Origin of the sequence: Amycolatopsis roodepoortensis, assembly GCF_014873915.1 — a bacterium.
In the GTDB taxonomy this organism is placed as follows: Bacteria; Actinomycetota; Actinomycetes; order Mycobacteriales; family Pseudonocardiaceae; genus Amycolatopsis; species Amycolatopsis roodepoortensis.
On record NZ_JADBEJ010000005.1, the window covers coordinates 864690 to 883176 of the forward strand.

At 66.7% G+C, this 18487-nt stretch carries 11 protein-coding genes and 1 pseudogene; 3 read left to right on the forward strand and 9 right to left on the reverse strand.

Translation table 11 applies throughout. The features are described from left to right. Positions 1–92: 92 nt before the first annotated feature. From H4W30_RS23400 to H4W30_RS23420, 5 genes and pseudogenes are all read right to left on the reverse strand, one after another. Positions 93–710, reverse strand: coding sequence for a GNAT family N-acetyltransferase (locus H4W30_RS23400; protein WP_192744822.1), 618 nt, complete (start codon positions 708–710; stop codon positions 93–95). Continuing rightward, positions 707–4029: pseudogene (locus H4W30_RS23405) on the reverse strand (error-prone DNA polymerase). Before H4W30_RS23405 ends, H4W30_RS23400 begins: the two are co-directional and overlap by 4 nt. Before the next feature lie 336 nt (positions 4030–4365). Beyond that, positions 4366–5484, reverse strand: a complete 1119-nt coding sequence (locus H4W30_RS23410) for an alpha/beta hydrolase (protein WP_192744823.1) — start codon at positions 5482–5484, stop codon at positions 4366–4368. Between the two features lie 436 nt (positions 5485–5920). Further along, positions 5921–6964, reverse strand: coding sequence for a zinc-binding dehydrogenase (locus tag H4W30_RS23415; protein WP_192744824.1), 1044 nt, complete (start codon positions 6962–6964; stop codon positions 5921–5923). A 45-nt stretch (positions 6965–7009) separates the two neighbouring features. After that, complete coding sequence (locus H4W30_RS23420; protein WP_318780654.1) at positions 7010–8161, reverse strand: MFS transporter; 1152 nt, start codon at positions 8159–8161, stop codon at positions 7010–7012. A gap of 221 nt (positions 8162–8382) precedes the next feature. On the opposite strand from H4W30_RS23420, the gene H4W30_RS23425 reads away from it, so the two are divergent. The 3 genes from H4W30_RS23425 (at position 8383) to H4W30_RS23435 (ending at position 10700) form a co-directional block, all read left to right on the forward strand. After that, positions 8383–9291, forward strand: a complete 909-nt coding sequence (locus H4W30_RS23425) for a helix-turn-helix transcriptional regulator (RefSeq protein ID WP_192744825.1) — start codon at positions 8383–8385, stop codon at positions 9289–9291. A 234-nt stretch (positions 9292–9525) separates the two neighbouring features. Continuing rightward, positions 9526–9738, forward strand: coding sequence for a hypothetical protein (locus H4W30_RS23430; RefSeq protein WP_192744826.1), 213 nt, complete (start codon positions 9526–9528; stop codon positions 9736–9738). A 491-nt stretch (positions 9739–10229) separates the two neighbouring features. Beyond that, complete coding sequence (locus H4W30_RS23435; protein WP_192744827.1) at positions 10230–10700, forward strand: hypothetical protein; 471 nt, start codon at positions 10230–10232, stop codon at positions 10698–10700. A gap of 102 nt (positions 10701–10802) precedes the next feature. Here H4W30_RS23435 and H4W30_RS23440 read toward each other — a convergent pair whose 3' ends face one another. The 4 genes from H4W30_RS23440 to H4W30_RS43800 form a co-directional block, all read right to left on the reverse strand. Beyond that, positions 10803–11102: a contact-dependent growth inhibition system immunity protein gene (locus H4W30_RS23440; protein WP_192744828.1), complete on the reverse strand. Its 300-nt coding sequence runs from the start codon at positions 11100–11102 to the stop codon at positions 10803–10805. Between the two features lie 6 nt (positions 11103–11108). Next, positions 11109–12032 (reverse strand): RNase A-like domain-containing protein, encoded by a 924-nt coding sequence (locus H4W30_RS44565; protein WP_192744829.1) that lies wholly within the window; start codon positions 12030–12032, stop codon positions 11109–11111. Continuing rightward, complete coding sequence (locus tag H4W30_RS23450) at positions 12029–14473, reverse strand: RHS repeat domain-containing protein (protein ID WP_378233556.1); 2445 nt, start codon at positions 14471–14473, stop codon at positions 12029–12031. The genes H4W30_RS44565 and H4W30_RS23450 overlap by 4 nt, the downstream gene beginning before the upstream one ends. Before the next feature lie 671 nt (positions 14474–15144). Beyond that, positions 15145–18477: an RHS repeat domain-containing protein gene (locus H4W30_RS43800; protein WP_225949839.1), complete on the reverse strand. Its 3333-nt coding sequence runs from the start codon at positions 18475–18477 to the stop codon at positions 15145–15147. Positions 18478–18487: the final 10 nt, after the last annotated feature.

The following is an 18487-nucleotide window of genomic DNA, read 5'->3' on the forward strand; positions in this document are numbered from 1 at the left end:
ACGCCCCTCATGATTGGACCAGGCCGATGCGCACGCGTCTGGCTTGCGGGAATCGGATACGGACCACGTTCAGATGCGGCCCCGGGGGCAGCTCACCACCATTTCGTCCATCGCGACTCAGCGGGAACGACCTTCGCATCGACCTGATGCGTGCAGGGATGCGGGCTCGCCGGCCCGACCGCTCCGACCCGGGCCCAGAACGCGACAGCGACCGGGTCACGCCCGATGGGCAGCATCGACCATTGGAACTTGGCGCCCCGCTTCATGGCGGCGTTCACCAGCACACGACCCGCCCCACGTCGGCGATGTTTCTCTTCGACCTCGACATGGCAGAGGATCGCGCGCCGGTCGACCGGGCACAGCGACAAGCGCACTTCACCGAAGACCGTGTGCCCCAAGCGAAGCTGGATGACGCCGATCCCGGCGGAAACCGGCGGCGGCAGGACAACCAGACGCAGGCCGTACTCGTCCACGCCGGTTTCCATGACCTGCCGCTCCACGGCGGTGTCGATCATCGCCCAGACCCCGCCGACACCGGTCAACGCGTGGCAGGCCTCGCAGAGCCATTCCGGCGCCCGGTAGTCCTGCGACCAGCTCTGCCGCACGCCGCCGACCGCGAGGTCGTGCCCCCACGGACAGTGCCTCGAAGCGCCCGAGCCTGGCCGGATCGGCACTTCCAGCGTCCGCCATTCCCGGTTTGCTCCGGTCACCGGAAATCACGCGACTTCGACACCAACCCCTGCAAATCCAACGGCTGCACTTGATCCGCGACCAACGTGCACGTCCCCTCGGTAACCTGCGCGATACCGCGGATCAGCAAGGCGTTGCTCGCCAGCAAGACCCTCCTACTCCGGTGAAACAGTCCCGGGGAGACGAGGACGTTGGCCATGCCGGTCTCGTCCTCGAGGTTGAAGAAGGTGATCCCGCCGGCGGTGGCGGGGCGTTGCCGGTGGGTGACCGCTCCCCCAATCCACACCCGTGCCCCGTCTTCGGCCTGGCCGAGCTGGGCGGCGCTGATGGCGCCGCGCTCGGTGAGCCAGGTCCGGAAGTATTCGACGGGGTGGGTGCCGGGTGAGATGCCGGTGGCCCACAGGTCTGCGGCGGTGACCTCGAACCGCGTCATCCCCGGCAGCGCCGGTGCGTCCAGGCCGGGCACAAGACCTGGCAGGTGCTCGGGCCGAGTGGCGGCCGCGGCGCCCGCCGCCCAGAGGGCCTGGCGTCGTTCCGGGCCGAGGCTGGTGAACGCCCCGGCGGTGGCCAGCGCCTCGATCGCAGGTTTCTTCAGCCGGACGCGTTCGGTCAGCTCCCCGATGCTGATGTACGGGCCGTTGGCTTGGCGTTCGGCGACGATCGCGTCGGCGGCGTTGTCGCCGACGTTCCTGATCGCGGCGAGGCCGAGCCGGATCGCCTGCCCGCCGGTGCTTTCGGGCTCAGGTTCGAGGGTGGCGTGGATGAGACTGGCGTTGATGTCCGGCTCACGCACGATGACGCCGTGGCGGCGGGCGTCGGCGACCAGCGATTGCGGGGAGTAGAACCCCATCGGCTGCGCACGCAACAGGCCCGCGCAGAACGCCGCCGGCCAGTAGTACTTGAGATGCGCCGAGGCATAGACGAGCAGCGCGAAGGACATCGAGTGGGCTTCGGGGAAGCCGTAGCCGGAGAACGCGTGGATCTGCTCGAACACCGACACGGCGGTGTCGCGGTCGACACCGTTCGCCGCGGCACCGTCGAAGAACCTCTTGGCGAGTTTCCGCATTTTGGCACTGGAGCGTTTCGCGCCCATCGCCCGCCGCAACAGATCCGCCTCGGCCGGGGTGAAGGACGCGACGTCGACCGCCATCTGCATGACCTGCTCCTGAAACAACGGCACCCCGAGTGTCCTATCGAGACTCCGCGCCAAGAACGGATGCTTGTGCCGCCAGGTTTCCTCGCCGCGGCGGCGCGCGATGTAGGGATGGACGGAGCCGCCCTGGATCGGGCCGGGCCGGATGAGCGCGACTTCGACGACGAGGTCGTAGAACTTCCGCGGCCGCAACCGCGGCAGCGTCGCCAGCTGCGCCCGGGACTCGACCTGGAACACACCGATCGCGTCGGCGGCGCACAGCATGTCGTACACAGCTGGGTCGGCGAGGTCGAGCTTGCCGATGTCGACCGTCTCGCCGTGGTATTCGGCGATGAGGTCGATCATGTAGTGCAGCGCCGACAGCATGCCGAGGCCGAGCAGGTCGAACTTCACCAGCCCGACGGCGGCACAGTCGTCCTTGTCCCACTGCAACACCGACCGGCCGGGCATGCGGACCCACTCGACCGGCACCACCTCCGACACCGGCTCCCTGGAGATCACCATCCCACCGGAGTGAATCCCCAAATGCCGGGGAAAGTCTTCAAGGGCGTCGGCGAGTTCGAGGATCTCGGCCGGGATCTCCCCCGCCGCTTCCTCGCTGGTTGTCTTCACGCCGGCCCAGCGGTTGACGATCTTGCTGTAGGCGTCCTGCTGGCCCGGGCTGAAACCTAAGGCTTTGGCGGCGTCCCGGATCGCCGACGGCGCCCGGTAGGTGATCACGTTCGCCACCTGCGCCGCATGGAAACGACCGTGTTTGTCGTAGACGTACTGGATCGCCTCTTCGCGGCGGTCGGACTCGATATCGATGTCGATGTCCGGCGGCCCATCGCGTTCCGGCGCCAGGAACCGCTCGAACAACAGCCCCCACTTCACCGGGTCCGCGTGGCAGATCTCCAACGCGTAGCAAACCGCGGAGTTCGCCGTCGATCCCCGGCCCTGGCACAGAATGTTGGCGTCGCGGCAGAACCGGACGATGTCCCACACCACCAGGAAATACCCCGGAAACCCCAGCTTCTCGATCGCATCCAGCTCGTGGTCAAGCTGGGCGTAGGCCTTCGGGTAGTCCTCGCGGTGCCCGTAGCGTGTCGCCGCCCCAGCCCACGTCAGCTCCCGCAGGAACGACATCTCGTCATGCCCGGCCGGGACCGGGAACGGCGGCAAATCCGGCGCGACGAGGTTCAGGTCGAAGGCGCATTCGACGCCGAGCAGGGCGGCGCGGGTGACCGCGCCGGGATACCGCGCGAAGACCTCGGCCTGCTCAGCGCCGGAACGCACGAACGCCATGTGCGCCGCCGACAACCAGCCCTCCATGTCATCCAGCGACCGGCGGGCACGAACCGCGGCCACCGCGTCACCCAGGGGCCCCGGCCGGGGTGGGCGTAGTGGACATTGTTCGTCGCCACCGTCACCACCCCCGCCGCCTCCGCCATCGCGACCAGGGTGTCGTTGAAGGTCGAATCGAGCGGCAGGCTGTGATCGATCAGCTCCACCGCCACGTTGTCCCGCCCGAACTTGTCCACCAGGGACATCAGCTCCGACATCGCCGCGACCTTGTCGTCCGCGGCGAGGGCGCGGCGGATCCGGCCCTTGCGGCAGCCGGTCAGCACCAGCACATGCCCCGCCAGATCATCGACCAGCGCGTCCTCGTCGTAGACCGGGCGGCCCTTCTCCCCACCGGCCAGCTGCGCCCGCGAGATCACCCGACACAACCGGCGGTAGCCCTCCAGGCCGCGGGCCAGCACCAGCATGTGTGCGCCGCCCGGGTCCGCGACCCCGTTCTGCGGCGCGGGCAGATCCAGCGACAACTCCGCACCGAAACCGACCCGGACACCGAGCTCGCGGGCGGCCTCGTTGAACCGCACCGCCCCGTACATGCCGTCGTGATCGGTCAGGAAAATCGCGTCCAAACCCTGGCGGGCGGCCTCCTCGACCAGCTCTTCAGGGTGGCTGGCGCCGTCGAGGAAGCTGAAGTTCGAATGCGCGTGCAACTCCGCGTACGGAACCCGCGGCACCGCGCCACCGTCATCGTCGCCCTCGCGGACCCGCAGATCCACCGGCGGGCCCGCGTAGCCCTCGCGCTTACGCGACCACGCCGGCGAATCGCTCCCATCACCCTCCACACGAGGACGACCGGACGCGACCCGCTGGATCTCACGCCACGGGACAGCAGGATTGTTGAACGCCACACCAGCTCCACACCACACGCTCTGCCGTGGGGGAAGCCAGCGACAAACATTCGAACATACGCACGAACTCTGTCGACGATCCTGAACGTCCAACGCGCTCCCGTCAAGACGAGAACGAGCCGAGTCGCATCTATCACAACAGGGCCTCGATGCCGGGTTTTTGCAGATCACAAGCTTGCCGACTGGCCCGAGGGGCATGTGAAGTCGGGGTGGCGGTCGACCTAACGAAGAGCAGATATCCGCCGGGATCCGCGCGACTTCATATCTCGAGGGACCGCTTCCGCCGTGGAGCTCCCTGACAGGCCGGTGGACTACCGGCCTGTCAGGGCACCCCTGTCAGGCGAGGTTCGTGGTGAAGAACTTGTCGAGCCTGTCGAAGGGGATGAGGTCCTTGCGGTCGTAGAGGTCGACGTGGTCCGCGCCCGGGACGATGACGAGGTCGACGCTGTCGGGTGCGGTCGCCTGGACGTCTTCGGCGTAGTAGCGGGAGTGCGCGTCGGCGCCGGCCACCAGGAGGGCTTTGCGGGGCGCCAACAGGTCGATGTTCGTCATCTGCGGGAAGGCGAAGAACGACATCGGCGTGGTGCCGGTCCACGCGGTGGTTGAGTTGATCGAGCGTGGGTGGTAGCCGCGGTCGGTGCGGTAGTAGTCGAAGAAACTCTTCGTGATCGGGTCGGCGTCCGGCGGGAGGGTCTTGGGCAGGACGGTGGTTGAAGGGGCGACGTTGCCGTTCTTGTCGAAGGGGACCTCGTGGGAGAGCCGGGCGTAGGTGCCGTTCTCGGCGTCGATCCAGCGCTGCCGGCTGAGGTGGTCCACGACCTTCTGGCGCTGCTGGCGCGTGTAGTAGTCCTGGTGGCCGCGGGACATGCTGCGCGACATGTCGTACATCGAGACCGTGGCCACCGCCTTGATCCGGCTGTCCGCGGCCGTCGCGGTGAGCGCCATGCCGCTCAGGCCGCAGATGGCCTGCACGCCGATCCGCTCACGGTCGACGATTTTGTGCATGCCGAGGAAGTCGACGGCGGCGCTGAAGTCCTCGGTGTAGATGTCGGGCGAGCCCACATCGCGCACCGTGCCGCCGCTTTCCCCGGTGAAGGAGGGATCGAAGGCGAGGGTGACGTAGCCGCGGCGGGCGAATTCGTTGGCGTAGAGACCCGAGGACTGTTCCTTGACCGCGCCGAACGGTCCGCTAACCGCGAGGGCGGGCAGCTTGCCACTGGCGTTCTTCGGCACGTAGAGGTCCGCGGCGACCTCGATGCCGTAGCGGTTCTTGAACCGCACCGAGGTCCGCTTGACGTTCTGGTCAAGCGGGAAGGTGTAGCGGCCCTTGGCCGCGGTGTTGCCCTGTCCGGTGGCGCCCGCGGCGCGGGCGGTCTCCGCGCTGAACGCGGGCAGGGCTGTGAAGGCGGCGGCGCCGGTGGCGGCGATCAGTCCGAGCGCTTGGCGACGTTCCATGGCGTGGGGCCTCATATTCGGTCGGTGGAGGAAATGCGTGACGGTCGGTGGTGTCGTGACCGAGGCGCGATTCCAGAAAACCGCTTCTGCGCCAGGCGTGGCAGGTCGGGTTTATTGGGGGTACAAGCTCAACCCCTCACCCTGCGGGGGCGCGCGTCATGGCATGAAAGGCACTGCACACCAACACTTCCCAGACCGGCGCCCTGGTCCTTGACGTCGCCGTACGTGGAGCCGGCGGGGATCTCCTGGTGCTACTGGGAAGTGTCGAGTCCTTGGACAGATACAGGTCGCCGGTGATGGTGATCCTGTATCTGTTGCTGGACGCCGCACGAGCGCGCGGGCGACGTTGTTGTGTAGGTCGACGATGCAGTTGTCGGCGCCGGACGGGTCGTCCTTCTTTCCTTGTGGTGCCGTGCTGTATCGGCGTGCGGTGGTGTCAGGGGTTGATGAGGACTTTGAGGCTCGTTCGGTCGGCCATGTCCTGATATCCCGCGGCGACACCGTCGAGGTTCGTGGTGACGTCGAAGACCTTGCCGGGCTCGATGGTGCCGTCGAGGATGGCGGGCATCAGTTCCTCGATGTAGGCGCGCACCGGGGCCGGTCCACCGGCGAGCCGGAGGTTGTGGCGGAAGAGGCTGCCGAAACCGATCGGTGCCTCCTCGTACTGCGGGACGCCGACGCGGCTGATGACGCCACCTGGGCGAAGAATGCCGACAGCCTGCTGGTAGGCGGGCATGTTGCCGACGGCCTCCAGGACCACGTGTGTGCCGTGCCCGGCGGTGAGCTCGCGAACCTGGGCGATGCCCTCGTCGCCGCGGGCGGAGACGACGTCGGTGGCGCCGAACTCACGGCCCAGGTCGGTGCGCGCCTGGTGGCGTCCCATGAGGATGATCTGTTCGGCGCCCAGCCGCTTGGCCGACAGGACCGCCAGCAGCCCGACCGCGCCGTCACCGATCACGGTGACGCGGGTGCGCTCGTCGACACCGCCCGCCACTGCGGCGTGGTAGCCCGTGCCCAGCACGTCGGAAAGCGTCAGCAGGGACGGGATAAGGGCCGAGTCCGCGGCGACGGGGAGCTTGACGAGGGTGCCATCGGCCAGCGGGACCCGGATCGCCTCGGCCTGGCCGCCCTCGTCCGGCTCGCCGTCCCAGAAGCCGGCCTGCGGGTGTGAGCAGGAGGTGTGCAGGCCCGCGCGGCAGAACTCGCAGGTGTTGTCGGAAATGGCGAAAGGCGCGACGACCAGGTCTCCTTTGTGGACGGTCGTCACCTCCGAGCCGGTGTCCTCGACGACGCCGATGAACTCGTGGCCCATCCGGGCGGGCCCGTCTCCGGGGTTCATCGAGCCGTAGGGCCACACGTCGCTGCCGCAGACGCACGAGGCGGTGATGCGGACCAGGGCGTCGGTGGAGTGCTTGAGGACGGGGTCGGGGACGTTCTCGACGCGGACGTCGCCGGCGCCGTACAGGAGTGTTGCCCGCATCAGTGATGCTCCCTTTCGGATGGTGGGTGATGGTCGTGGCGTGGATCAGTGTGCGGTCGAGCGCGGGATCCTGCCGACCGTCCGGCCGGCGAGGACGATGACGGGGATCAGGGTGAGGGCGGCGATCGCGGTGCCGACCACGGCGGGGCCGGTGGTCCCGAGCGGCGAACCGAGGGTGAGGCCTGCGATCCAGGAGCCGATAGCGGTGCCGAGGTTGAAGGCCGACACGGTCAGCGCGGAGGCCAGCACCGGTGCCTGGCGTGCGAAGCGGACGGCCAGCGACATCAGCACCGGGTTGCCGCCGAGCCCGAAGAACCCCAGCAGGTTCACCAGAATGATGGTGGGCATGGCGTAGCCGGCCAGCAGGGAGATCGCGAGGAGCAGGAACGTGGCTCCCGCGGCGGCCACGACGGTCACCGTGTGCGGGCGGCGATCGCCCAGACGGCCACCGACGAGCGAGCCGGCCAGCGCGCCGAGGCCGAAGCCGACCAGAACCAGCGGCACGATCCCGGACGAGATCTGCGCCCGGTCGGTCAACAGCGGCGAGATGTAGGAGTACGCCGCAAGGACACCGCCGGTCGTGGTGGCGCAGGCCGCCAGCACCAGCCACAGGCGGCCGGAGCGCAGAGCGGCCAGTTCGGACCGGATCGACACAGTCTGCTGGTCGCCGCCGTCGTGGGGCACGGTGCGGGCGATCAGCGCGATGGCCGCCGCGGCGAGGGCCGCTAGTGCCCAGAACGGTCCGCGCCAGCCCATGAGCTGCCCGGCGAACGCGCCCAGCGGCACCCCGACGACGTTCGCGAGCATGGCACCGGCGCCGACCAGCCCCAGGGCGCGGGAGCTGGAGGCAGGGCCGGCGGCGCGCGCGGCGGCGACGTTGGCCACCGCCCAGAAGGCGCCGGTGGCGATCGCGGTCAGGAACCGTGCCGCCAATATCAGGGTGAAGTCCGAGCTGAGGGCGACGATGACGTGCCCGGCGGCGAAGGCACCGAGGGCGAGCATCAGCGTCAGCCGCTGGGGCAACCGCAGCGTGAGCATCGCCATCAACGGCGCACCGACGATCATCCCGATCGCGAAGACGGTGATCATCAGGCCGGTCTGGGCGACGCTGACTCGCAGGTCGCCCGCGATTTCCGGCAGCAGGCCGGCGACCACGAACTCGGTGGTGCCCATCAGGAACGTACCCAGCGCCAGCACGTGGACAACGAGCGGTAGCCGAGCGGCCGGCGGCCGCGCACGGCGATCGGCAGGGGGTTGCAGGACTGCTCCTCGCGTACTCAAGGGTTCATCTCCGTGCGAGTTGGTGATCGGGGTACGTCTCCCAGGAAACGGGCCGCCGCACCCTCGAGGAAGGTCGCGTTTATGGGGGGTACAAGCTCGACCTGCCTGTTCGCGAGCCGCTGGCTACCGTGGATGGCATGGACCCGCGCCCCGACGATCACCGCACCGAGATCCGCGACTTCCTCGCCAGCCGCCGCGCCAAGATCACCCCGCAGCAGGCCGGGCTGCCCACCAGCGGCCGGCGCCGGGTCCCGGGACTGCGGCGTGAGGAGGTCGCCGTCCTCGCGGGTGTGAGCACCGAGTGGTACACGCGGTTGGAGAAGGGGCACATCAGCGGCGTCTCCGAAGACGTGCTGGCCGCGGTCTCCGAGGCCCTGCAGCTGGACGAGGACGAACGCACCTACCTGTTCGATCTGGCCCGTGCCGCCCGACCGGCCCGCCGCACGCCGTCGCGGCGCAAGGACGTCGCCGTCCCGCCCCCGATCCAGTGGCTGCTCGACTCCGTGACGCTCTCCTCGGCCTTCGTGCGCAACGGCCGCCAGGACATCATCGCCGGCAACCCGCTCGGCAGAGCCCTGCACTCCCCCCTGTTCGACAGCACCACCACCGACAAGCACGGCCGCCCCAACGTGGCCCGCTACATCTTCCTCGACCCCGGCGCACAGGACTTCTTCGTCGACTGGGACGCCGCCGCCGTCGCCACCGCCGCCCTGGTGCGCGCGGAAGCCGGCCGGGAACCCCACGACCGGGCACTGCGGGACCTCATCGGCGAGTTGTCCACACTCAGCCCCGACTTCCGCACCCTGTGGGCCGCCCACGACGTCCGTATCCGCCACGACGGCGTCAAACGACTGCGGCACCCCGAAGTCGGCGAACTGGAGCTCACCTACCGCTCCCTGGACCTGCCCGTGTCCCAGCGCGCGGTCCACGACCTGACCCTCTACACCGCCGAACCGGGCAGCACCTCCGAAGACCGCCTCAAACTCCTCGCCAGTCTGGCGGCGACCCACACCCCGGCGGCCGAGCCCACCGACCGGCTCGGCTGAGCGCCCCCACCGCGCACCCTCAGCCCACCGCTCAGCACCAGGCGGTCAGGCGGGCAGTGATGAGCTACGACGAAGCTTCACGAACCTGTCGATCACACGGTCGAGCGGCGAGCCAAGGCCGGGAGAATATTGCACGCTCGAATATGTGCTCTCCACCGGTAGTGGCTGACATAACACCAGGTAGTGAACCCAACACCACCCCGGCCAGCGAACCATGCGCGACGACTGGCATGGTTGACTCGACTTGGTAACACGCTAGGCCGTAAGAGTGACCTGACCGGCGCGACCGTGTACGAAGCCGCCGACAAGCCATCCCTGGGCGGCGGCCGCTGGTACGTCCTGCCCGACGACACCACCTACTACCAGCCCTTCGACGGTGTTCCCCGGCCAGCTCTCGTCGCCTCCACGCTGCGCGACATGCCGACCTGGACCGAAGTGGCGGGCTAGCAGCCCTTACGACCACGACTTCGTCCCGGCTACCGGGCCGCCATCTTCGACGCCGAGGGCTCAGTCCTCACCGCACCACTCTCTTCCTTGCCCATCCACCTAGTGATCGAGTAGGCCAAAGGCATGATCACGTCGCTGCGGAGCCGCGACGCTGGATCCGCACAACGTGCGCCCCACCCAGCACCCGCCCTTGCCTGCTCAGACCGCAGCCACCCCCGAGTCGTGCGATCTCCTTTGGCATCAGGACAAATGAGCTTCCAGCAGACTCGGGCAATCCGAGTACTTCAGCGACTCGATGCATCACAGGCACCGAGTTCCCACCACGTCCTGACGCGCCGGGAAATCCGCCCTCTCACCCTCCCACGACGGACAGGCTGCCCCTCGGCCACGGGCACTATCGTCGGGCATCGCAACACCGGCGACCTTCCGCGCGGCCGCCACCACCGACTACGAGCACGACGGCTCACCCCGGCGGCACGGCCCGGCAGATCGTGGCCGTCGCGCAGGGTTCCACCTGTGCAACCGGAACAACTGGCCAGCTACGCACCGTCTGGCCGCTCGAACAAGCCAACATGCCTGACCCCGCCAGCGGCGGGCGAATCAACCCACACCCCCTGACTCTCGTGCAAACACTGCGCGCCAACGGAATGACCGACCGGGAACGGTCTCGACTGCTTCGCACACCGGCCAGCCAACCCGAACTTGACCATCCACAAGGACGGGCCTGCGACATCATGTTCAATCCCCACAGCCACCCGTCGGCGGCCGAAGGATCGCAAAGCCGCGCCTGGCTCATCACCCACCAGGCGAATCTCGGCATCCACTACCTCATCTGGCAGGGTCGATGCTGGTCAGCCGACAACCCCACCTGGGTCAGCTATCGATCCAGCGCATACGACTGCCCGAACCCCAACAACCTCACAGGCTGCCACTACGACCACATTCACGTCTCAATGTATTAAGAAATTGACATATCGCATCTGATGCGAAATTTCGCATCTTTGAGCAGGACGCTCGAAACAGCCAAGAAGATGAAGCATGACTTCCTCACGAGAACAATCTTCTCAAGCCCGTTGCTCGCGATCCAGTCGACTCTTCACTTCTGCTCGAATTTGATCGAACCATTCCAGATAGCTTATCCCGCCATCGATGTCGGGTTCATACATTGCATTATAGTCGTCTCGCCAGAGTTTTCGAGCTTGCCCTTCGGTCAACCCTGCAGCCTTAAGTGTTTCAAGTTCGACCAGCAGCTCTCTTGAATATTCGACCAGTTCGTCGTCAGTGAACTTCTTCACCACCCCAATAGGAGAGCCAGCTTCCAGGTCATAGTCCTGATGGAAATAAGTCGCTAGATATCCGAGCATTTCTCCTCATGGGGTCGCATAGTTCGTCACGATAAGGAATCCTCCCGGCATGTTCGGGTCGCGCTTGAGGAAAGTTTCCACTCCCGTCGCCGGGACGAACTTCCCACTGTCGCGAATGTACACCCGGCCCGATGTACGTGGCGGCAGGTTTGCTCCGACTAATATCGTGTTGCTGGTCGAGTTCTTGAGCCACCATTGTATCGCAGACCAGTTCTGGTTGAGGTTGTGCGTCGCAGCGCGCTTCGCACTGTCAAGGTCGGGGAACGTCGATGCCTCACGTTTACCGCGATTAATCAAGTATTGGTCGCTTTTGCCGACGTGTCTCTCGATGGCGTGGCCGCCGTTGACTTCGTCGATGTCGAGGTTGCAGTTGGTCCAGGTTTGCGCAGATCTGGTCCCGTCGCTGCGTGCTTGGCCTCCGTTCGCGCACGAGTTTTCGAGCGCTGTGTTGAGCTGCGGTACAGGTGTTGGCCCCTGATGGGTGGAACGTTGTTCTTTTCCTCCTTGGTTCGCCTGCGGGTTGGGTGTGTCCGGATAGCACGCGTTGATGGTGTCGAGCAGGGTGAAGCAGCCGCCCATCGTGGGGGCGAGGGCTTCGCCGAGGCAGTCGACTTCGGTACCTTGGAGGCCACAGCCGCCGAGATGTTCTTGCGGTCGCTGGCTTTCGGTGTGACCGAGGATGTCGTCGGCGGTGGTGCCGACCTGGACTTGTTCGGCTCTGCCGGGGTCGCTGGTGGGCATGGCTTCCCACCAGCTCACCGTCATCCATTCCGAGAGGAAGGGAGGTAGTTGCACGACAGCGCCGTTGGACCAGTAGATGGTGGTGTGCTGGTAGGTGTCGATGTGCTGGGTGTAGCTGGTGATGCGGTAGCCGGGAACGTAGGTGGTCTTCTCCGGTTCCATCCAGGTGACCGGGACCCGTTTGGTCACCGTCTTGACGATGGTCGGTGGCGGTGGCGGCGGTACCGGTGGCGACGCGGGTGCCACGATCGGGACGACGTACGGCTTCGCGATGGCGGGGATCTCGACCGGCCGTGCCCCGGTGAACTCGGCCGTGTCGAGCATGTCGATGACGTCGAGTCCGAGCAGCGCCCATCCGACGTACGGGATGGCTCTTTGGCGGGAATCTTCACCCAGGGCGGCAGCTTCGACGCCCATTCGCCTGCGGCTTTGACTCCGCCCCAGATCCAGTTTCCCAGTGCCGCTGCGTCGTCGCCCCAGCTTCCGATAGCGCGGCCGATGTCGTCCAGGACGCCGCCCAGTCCGAGATCCCATGGCCAGGCGGTGTGACCTGTCGGGTCGATCGTGCTGGTGGGGTCGCCGGCGCCGTAACTGAACCGGTTGGTGCCTGCCGCGGTGTCCTGGCTGAGCGGGACGGTGTCGCGGCTGGTGAATCGGCCGGTGTCAGTGTCGAGCCACCGGGCTCCCATCGACACCCGCCCGGTGCCGGGGTCGGTCCAGTCGCCCTGGAATCCCAGCGTGCTCGGTGGCCCACTGACCTCACCAGTGCGGCCGAACGGGGTGAAGGTTTTGCGAGCGCGGATTTCGCCGTTCGCGGGATCGACGAGCGCGCGGATGTCGCCGTGTGCGTCCGCCCAGGGGATCATGAGTCCTTGAGCGGTCTTGACGCTCGTGGCTTTGCCTTTGAGGTCGCGGCCGATGGTCTCCGTCTGAGCTGGGTCAACGGCGGGAACGACCATGGGATCGTCATTGCCGTCGGCGTAGGCGAAGGACACTCCATTGCGGCTCGCCACGCGATTGAGCGCGTCGTACTCGTACTGTGCGCCGCGGTCGCTGGTCACTCGGTCCAGGGCGTCGAAGACCGTGTCGGTCGCCGAGCTCGTGCCGGAGGCCAGTGTGGTGTTTTCGCGGGAGAGGGTTCCGCGCGCCGTATAGGTGTACCCGGTGGTCGCCTTCCCTGGGATCTCGCGTGTCGTCTGCTGGTTGCGGGCGTCGAACGTCGACCGTTCGGCCACGGACGGGGTTCCGCCGGCCAGGGTGACGGTGGTGGACAGGCGGTTGCCCACCTGATCGAGTTCGTAGGTCTCGGCGGGCGCGCCGTTTCGCGGGTTCCATCCGGTGAGCCGTCCGGCGCGGTCGTAGTCGTAGGTGCCGCCGTAGGCGGCGTCGGCGGCGCTGGACTTCCCGGTGATCTTGTTGTCGCGGTCCAGTGTGTAGGTGAGTGTGTCGACGGTGCCGCTGGGCTTGGTGAGGTTGTCTTTCGACAGCCTGCCAAAGACGTCGTACTCGATCTTGCGGCTGGCTGCCGCACCGAGTTGCTGGGTGTCGAGTTGCCCGTCCGCGGCGTAGAGATAGGTCAGGGTGCCGCCGGTGTCCGGGTTCGACTGCGTGCGGACGGCGCCGGTGTCGTAGTAGGTGAAGGCGGTCTTGCCGGAGGCGTCGGTGCGCTCGCTGGTCTGCCCCGCGGCGGTGTAGCGGAATGCCGTCTTTCCTGCGGGTCCCTCGGAGTCGAGCAACAGTCCGCGGTCGTCGTAGCTGAACGTTTGCCGTCCCGTGGGGTGGCCTGCGGAGATGACGCGCCCGGCGAGATCGTAGGCGACGCTGGTGGTGGCGGTGGGGGTGTTCGGCCCCGTGCCGGTCTCGTCTGTGAGGTTGCCGGCCGGGTCGAACGTGCGCTGGATGACGATGCCGCCGGGCCGTTGCTCGGTGACGGGCAGGCCGGATGAGTCGTAGGTGATCGTCCGGGTGCGGTCAGCCTCGGCCGGATAGGTCGGCGTCGCGGGGTCGATCTCCCGTTCAGGCAGGTGCCAGGGGGTGTAGGTCTGCCAGGTGCTGTTGCCGCGGGCGTCGGTGACACGGGTGCGGTTCCCGGCGAGGTCGTAGCCGAACGTGGTGGTCAACGTGGTGCCGGCGGCGGGGCGTTCGACGATCGACCGGACGGCGTTGGCCGCGTCATACGTTCGTTCGGTGCGGCGTCCCTCTGCCGAGGTGACGGCGATGGGGTTGCCCACGGGGTCGTATTCTGTGGTGGTGCCGGGCAGTCGTTCACCTTTGGCACCGATGACCGTGGTCGTGGCCGGGCGACCTGCTTGGTCATAGACCTTGGTGAGGGTGCGGCCCAGGGCGTCGGTTTGGCGGACGACATTGCCGGCGAAGTCGTATTCGAAGGTCATGTCGCCGTGGCTGCCGGGGTCGACGCCAGTGACTTCACCGACGGCGTTGTGGGTGTAACGGGTGGTCCTGTTCGCCGGATCGGTCTGGGAGGTCATCCGCCCGGCGTCGTCGAAGACGGATGTGGTGCTGTAGCGCACCGGCGGGCCGTCCGGTACGCGCACCACGTTGGTCTTCGTGGTGACGTGCCCGAACACGTCGTACTCGAATTCGACGACCGCGCCCGTCGGCCCGGTCATGCGGCTGACGAGACCGCCCGGGGCGTAGGTGAACGCGGTGACCGGTACGACGTCTCCGACCTTCGGGCCAGACTGGGTGATGAGATTGCCGTAGGGGTCGTAGGCATAGGTGATCTCACCGCCCACGGCATCGATCTTCTTGGTGATCTGGTTGAGCTGGTTGTATTCGTAACGGACGACCCCATCGGTCGGCGGCCCGCCCGCGGGCTGATAGACCGGGCTGCGCAAGGCGACGGTCTGGCCGAGTTTGTCGAGTTCAGCGGTGGTGACACCGCCACGAGCGTCGCGCAGATGCTCTTGCTCGCCGAAAGCGTTGTAGCCCCGCGTCGTGGTCGGGGTGAGGATCGCCGCGGGCTGCCCATGATTCTCGACTTCGCGTGGTGGCCCTCGTTCCTCCACGACTCGGCCCACCTCGTCATAGCGGACAGCCGAGGTGTAAGCCTCCGGCGGGGCACCGGCGGTACCGCGGGGGTCGGTGATGGTGAGTACGCGGCCGTACTCGTCGTAGGTCTTCTTCGTGACGAGTTCGCCCCCGCTGGTGACCACCCGGGTTTCGGTGACGCGACCACCGGCGTCGTAGGTCAGCTTTATAGTCTGGGTGCGGTTCTTGTCCGATACGGCGATCTGGGTGGGCCTCCCCCACAGATCGTTGGTGTAGGTGGTTTTGCGGTTCACGCCGGAGGGGTCGACGATCTGTTCGAGAATCTTCCCTGCCAGGGAGTATTTGCCGGTGGTGGTGCGGGTTCCCGCAGCTGAGGTTTCCGAGATGACGTTGCCCAGCGCGTCATAGGAGCGCCTCCACAGCTCGATTTCCCGCTCGGCTGACTTCGCGGTGGCCGGGACGACCCGGGCGGCGCGGACGGGCATTCCATCCCAGCTGTAGGTGTAACGCGTGACCCGTCCGGCCGGGTCCATTCGGAGGTCTTGTACCCGGCGGGGTCGTAGCCGTATTTCGCCATGGGCCGGACCACGCCGTCGGTGCTGCGACGTTCGACAGTCGTCAGACGTCCCTTCGGGTCGTACAGGTGGACATCGACATTGCCGTCAGGCCGCCACACGTTCTCCAGGAGACCCCGGTGATACTCATAGCTGAACTTCGCGTTGTGCGGACCGACGCGTTCGGCGAGTTTTCCGTCAGGGTGATAACGGAAGGTCGTCGTCCGCGTGTAGGGGTCGGCTGTTGCCTGGCCGGGATGCGCGGCCCGCCAGCGAGCCGAAGCCGGTGCGTCGACGTTGTTCTCCGACTGCAGCAACCCGTCCGCGTCGAACTCTCGCGTCACGACGCGCTGATGCTTCTCGCCGGTCACGGCGTCAGTGGTCTCCGGGTAGACCTCGCCCACGATATTGTCGGCCGCGTCGTAGCGGTACGTAGTCCGTACCCCGTGCGGGAACGCGGCGGAATACTCGGCCTTGGCGGTCATCCGGCCGAGGTTGTCCCGCTCGAATCCGGTACGCGCCCCCGTCACGGTGTTACGGATCCCGACCACGTCACCCGCGCGGTTGCGGTCGTAGATCACTGTGCCCGACGCGTTGGTCACACTGAAAAGGAGGTCTTCCGGCGCTTCCGTTCCCTGCGTGTAGCTGTACCGCTCCACTCCTGCCGGAGCACCCGTCTCGTGCGCCATGGTCTTCGCAAGAAGGAGGCCGTTATGTGCTGCGTACTGATACGTCTCCGGTTCATATGGCTTGGTGGACTGATCATACGGATAGCTCTCGAGCATGGTCCCGTATCGCGGATCGTCCAGCGGAACGGTGTAGTTGTACTTGTAATTGGTGCCGACGACGTCATCGACTTTCCGGTTCGTCCAGCGCGTGGCCACATCCCCGTTCGGGTTGGGGATGATGTGCGTGGTGTGGAAGTTCTCGTCGAAGAAGGTCTCCAGCCGCCCGGTGTACGGGCTGTAGGACCAGTACCGATACACCACCGTCTGCGGGTTCGCGCGAATGGGCGCGTGATCCAGTTCGACGAGCCGGTTGAGTTTGTCGAACAGATAGGTCTCGTCCTTGCCGTCGAAGGTCTGGACCGTTCTCCCGCCCCAGCGGTTCACGTGGTCGAGGTAGTCCGACTGAGCCGGTTCCGAGACCGGCAGGCTGTAGTAGGTGAAAGTGGTGCTCTGGTCGGAATCCGCCGCGGTGTCGACACGGGAGACCTCTGGCGATCCCGCGGCGCGGTAGGTCACCCGGTCCAACGGGCGCCCGGCCCGGGTGGCACCGCCGATCAGCCTGGCCTGGTCGTCATAGGCGTACTTCTCGCACCCGATGCCCACCCGGCAGACCTCAGCCAGGCGGTCACATGAGGTGTAGCGGTACTCGACGCGGATGGGTGCCTCACCCGGTGCGGGTGCCTCGCTGGTGATCGACTTGATCAGCTCACGGCTGCGGCAGTTTCCTTCTCCGCCTGGTGGATACCATTCGACGGACACCTGGCGTCCGGAGTTGAACTGTCCGAGACCGACGATCCGTCCCTGGTCGTCACGGGTGATGCTGATCGTCTTGTTGTAGAGCGCGGGACGGACAACGATCTCCCGCAGCTGACCGTAAGTCGCATCGAAACGCAGTACTTCGCCATCGCCGGCCTTGACCTCGTAGACCCCGCTCACCTGCTTCACGGTGTTGCTGGATCCGGTGTCGCCTCGAGCCGCGAAAGTCCCGTCGGAATTCTTTCCGAATACTTGCTGTCGTCCATCCGGAAATGTGATTGTCAGCGCTTGTTTCGCGTTGTCCCAGCTGGCTTGGGAATCGAAGAAACTCATCCAGCCGCGCCCCATCGCCCCCACGAGGCCGGCGGTCGTCGCCGCACTCGAGTAGCCCCGGCTCACCCGGAGCTTCGGCGTCGGCTCGGTCCGCACCTCCAGATCCACGGCCTGCCGCGTGTACATGCCGAACGGCAGCACTGTGCCGCGCACCGTGCTGAGGTTCATGCCGCTGCCCACGGTGCGCCACTGATCCGGTGCGGGCGGCACCACCGTGACCGCCATCGCCGGGGTGACGGTGTTCAATGCACCGTCGGTGACCTCGACTTTCCACCAAATCGTCTGGTTCCAGCTGGCGTATCCATCGGGAACCTGGTACGCCCAGTGGTCCTGCCAGCCGCTCGTCTCACAGTCCGTTTTCATCGCCTGGTCGGTACACACCGTGAACAGGTAGCGAGGATTGGCGAACGGATAGCCGTCCGGATCGTTCGCGACCGCGGCCAACGACGGTGAACGGGTCAGGGCGGTCCCACCGTTCGGCGGGCCGAGTACGCTGATATTCGGAGCGCGGTTCGCGACGTTGTAGAAGACGCTGAGCGAACAGACACCTTTCTCACTCAACCAGCCATACCCCTTGACGAACACATCCCAGGCGACGAAGTGGCTTCCCGGCTTCAAACCAGCCAGCGGCGCCTCGAGTTCGAGCGCTTGCCCCTGCTTGAACGGAACCGTGATGTCTTGCGAGGGGTTCCCGTCGTACTTCACCCACGGCAACCCGGACGCGCCCCCGAGGTGGTAGCTGACGAAAGCCGACCCCGCCGGCAGATCTCCCACCCCAACCATCGTCAGCCGCAGCTTCACCCGACCGCCCGTCGGCAAGAACGGCTGCACGGTAACGCCCAGGTTCTCCCACTTCAGGTCATAGGGCGGGCCGCCATCACCGCACGACGGCGCGGCCGCCTGACGCTGGGCCAACTTCACCTCGACGGGCTGAGCTGCCGCACCCTCCACCCGCACCGGCGTCAGTTCCTGCTTGACGCGCGCCGCAGCCGCATCTCCCGCCGCCAGCGCATCATCCACCGACTTCCGCGCCGCAGACCCCGCCGGTGGCAGCTTCGGCGTTTCCTCCGAAGGAACCGAGACTTTCACTGGATCTACGTCGGGTTGGTCAGGGACGCTATTGAGCGGCTTGTCCACACCTCCGGCGGCCACAGCCGACGCGGTCGCGGCGGGCAATGCCACCACGACGCCCACGGTCAGCGACAACACCAGGAGAAACCGCAGCAAACACACCACCGCGCGACGAACCATCGTGCCCTCC

Bases quoted from the DNA above. Each gene is read 5' to 3' on its own strand.
- H4W30_RS23440 (WP_192744828.1), bottom strand. From the start codon at position 11,102: ATGCTCGGATATCTAGCGACTTATTTCCATCAGGACTATGACCTGGAA.
- H4W30_RS23410 (WP_192744823.1), bottom strand. From the start codon at position 5,484: ATGGAACGTCGCCAAGCGCTCGGACTGATCGCCGCCACCGGCGCCGCC.
- H4W30_RS23425 (WP_192744825.1), top strand. From the start codon at position 8,383: ATGGACCCGCGCCCCGACGATCACCGCACCGAGATCCGCGACTTCCTC.
- H4W30_RS23450 (WP_378233556.1), bottom strand. From the start codon at position 14,473: ATGACCGGGCCGACGGGCGCGGTCGTCGAATTCGAGTACGACGTGTTC.
- H4W30_RS23415 (WP_192744824.1), bottom strand. From the start codon at position 6,964: ATGCGGGCAACACTCCTGTACGGCGCCGGCGACGTCCGCGTCGAGAAC.
- H4W30_RS43800 (WP_225949839.1), bottom strand. From the start codon at position 18,477: ATGGTTCGTCGCGCGGTGGTGTGTTTGCTGCGGTTTCTCCTGGTGTTG.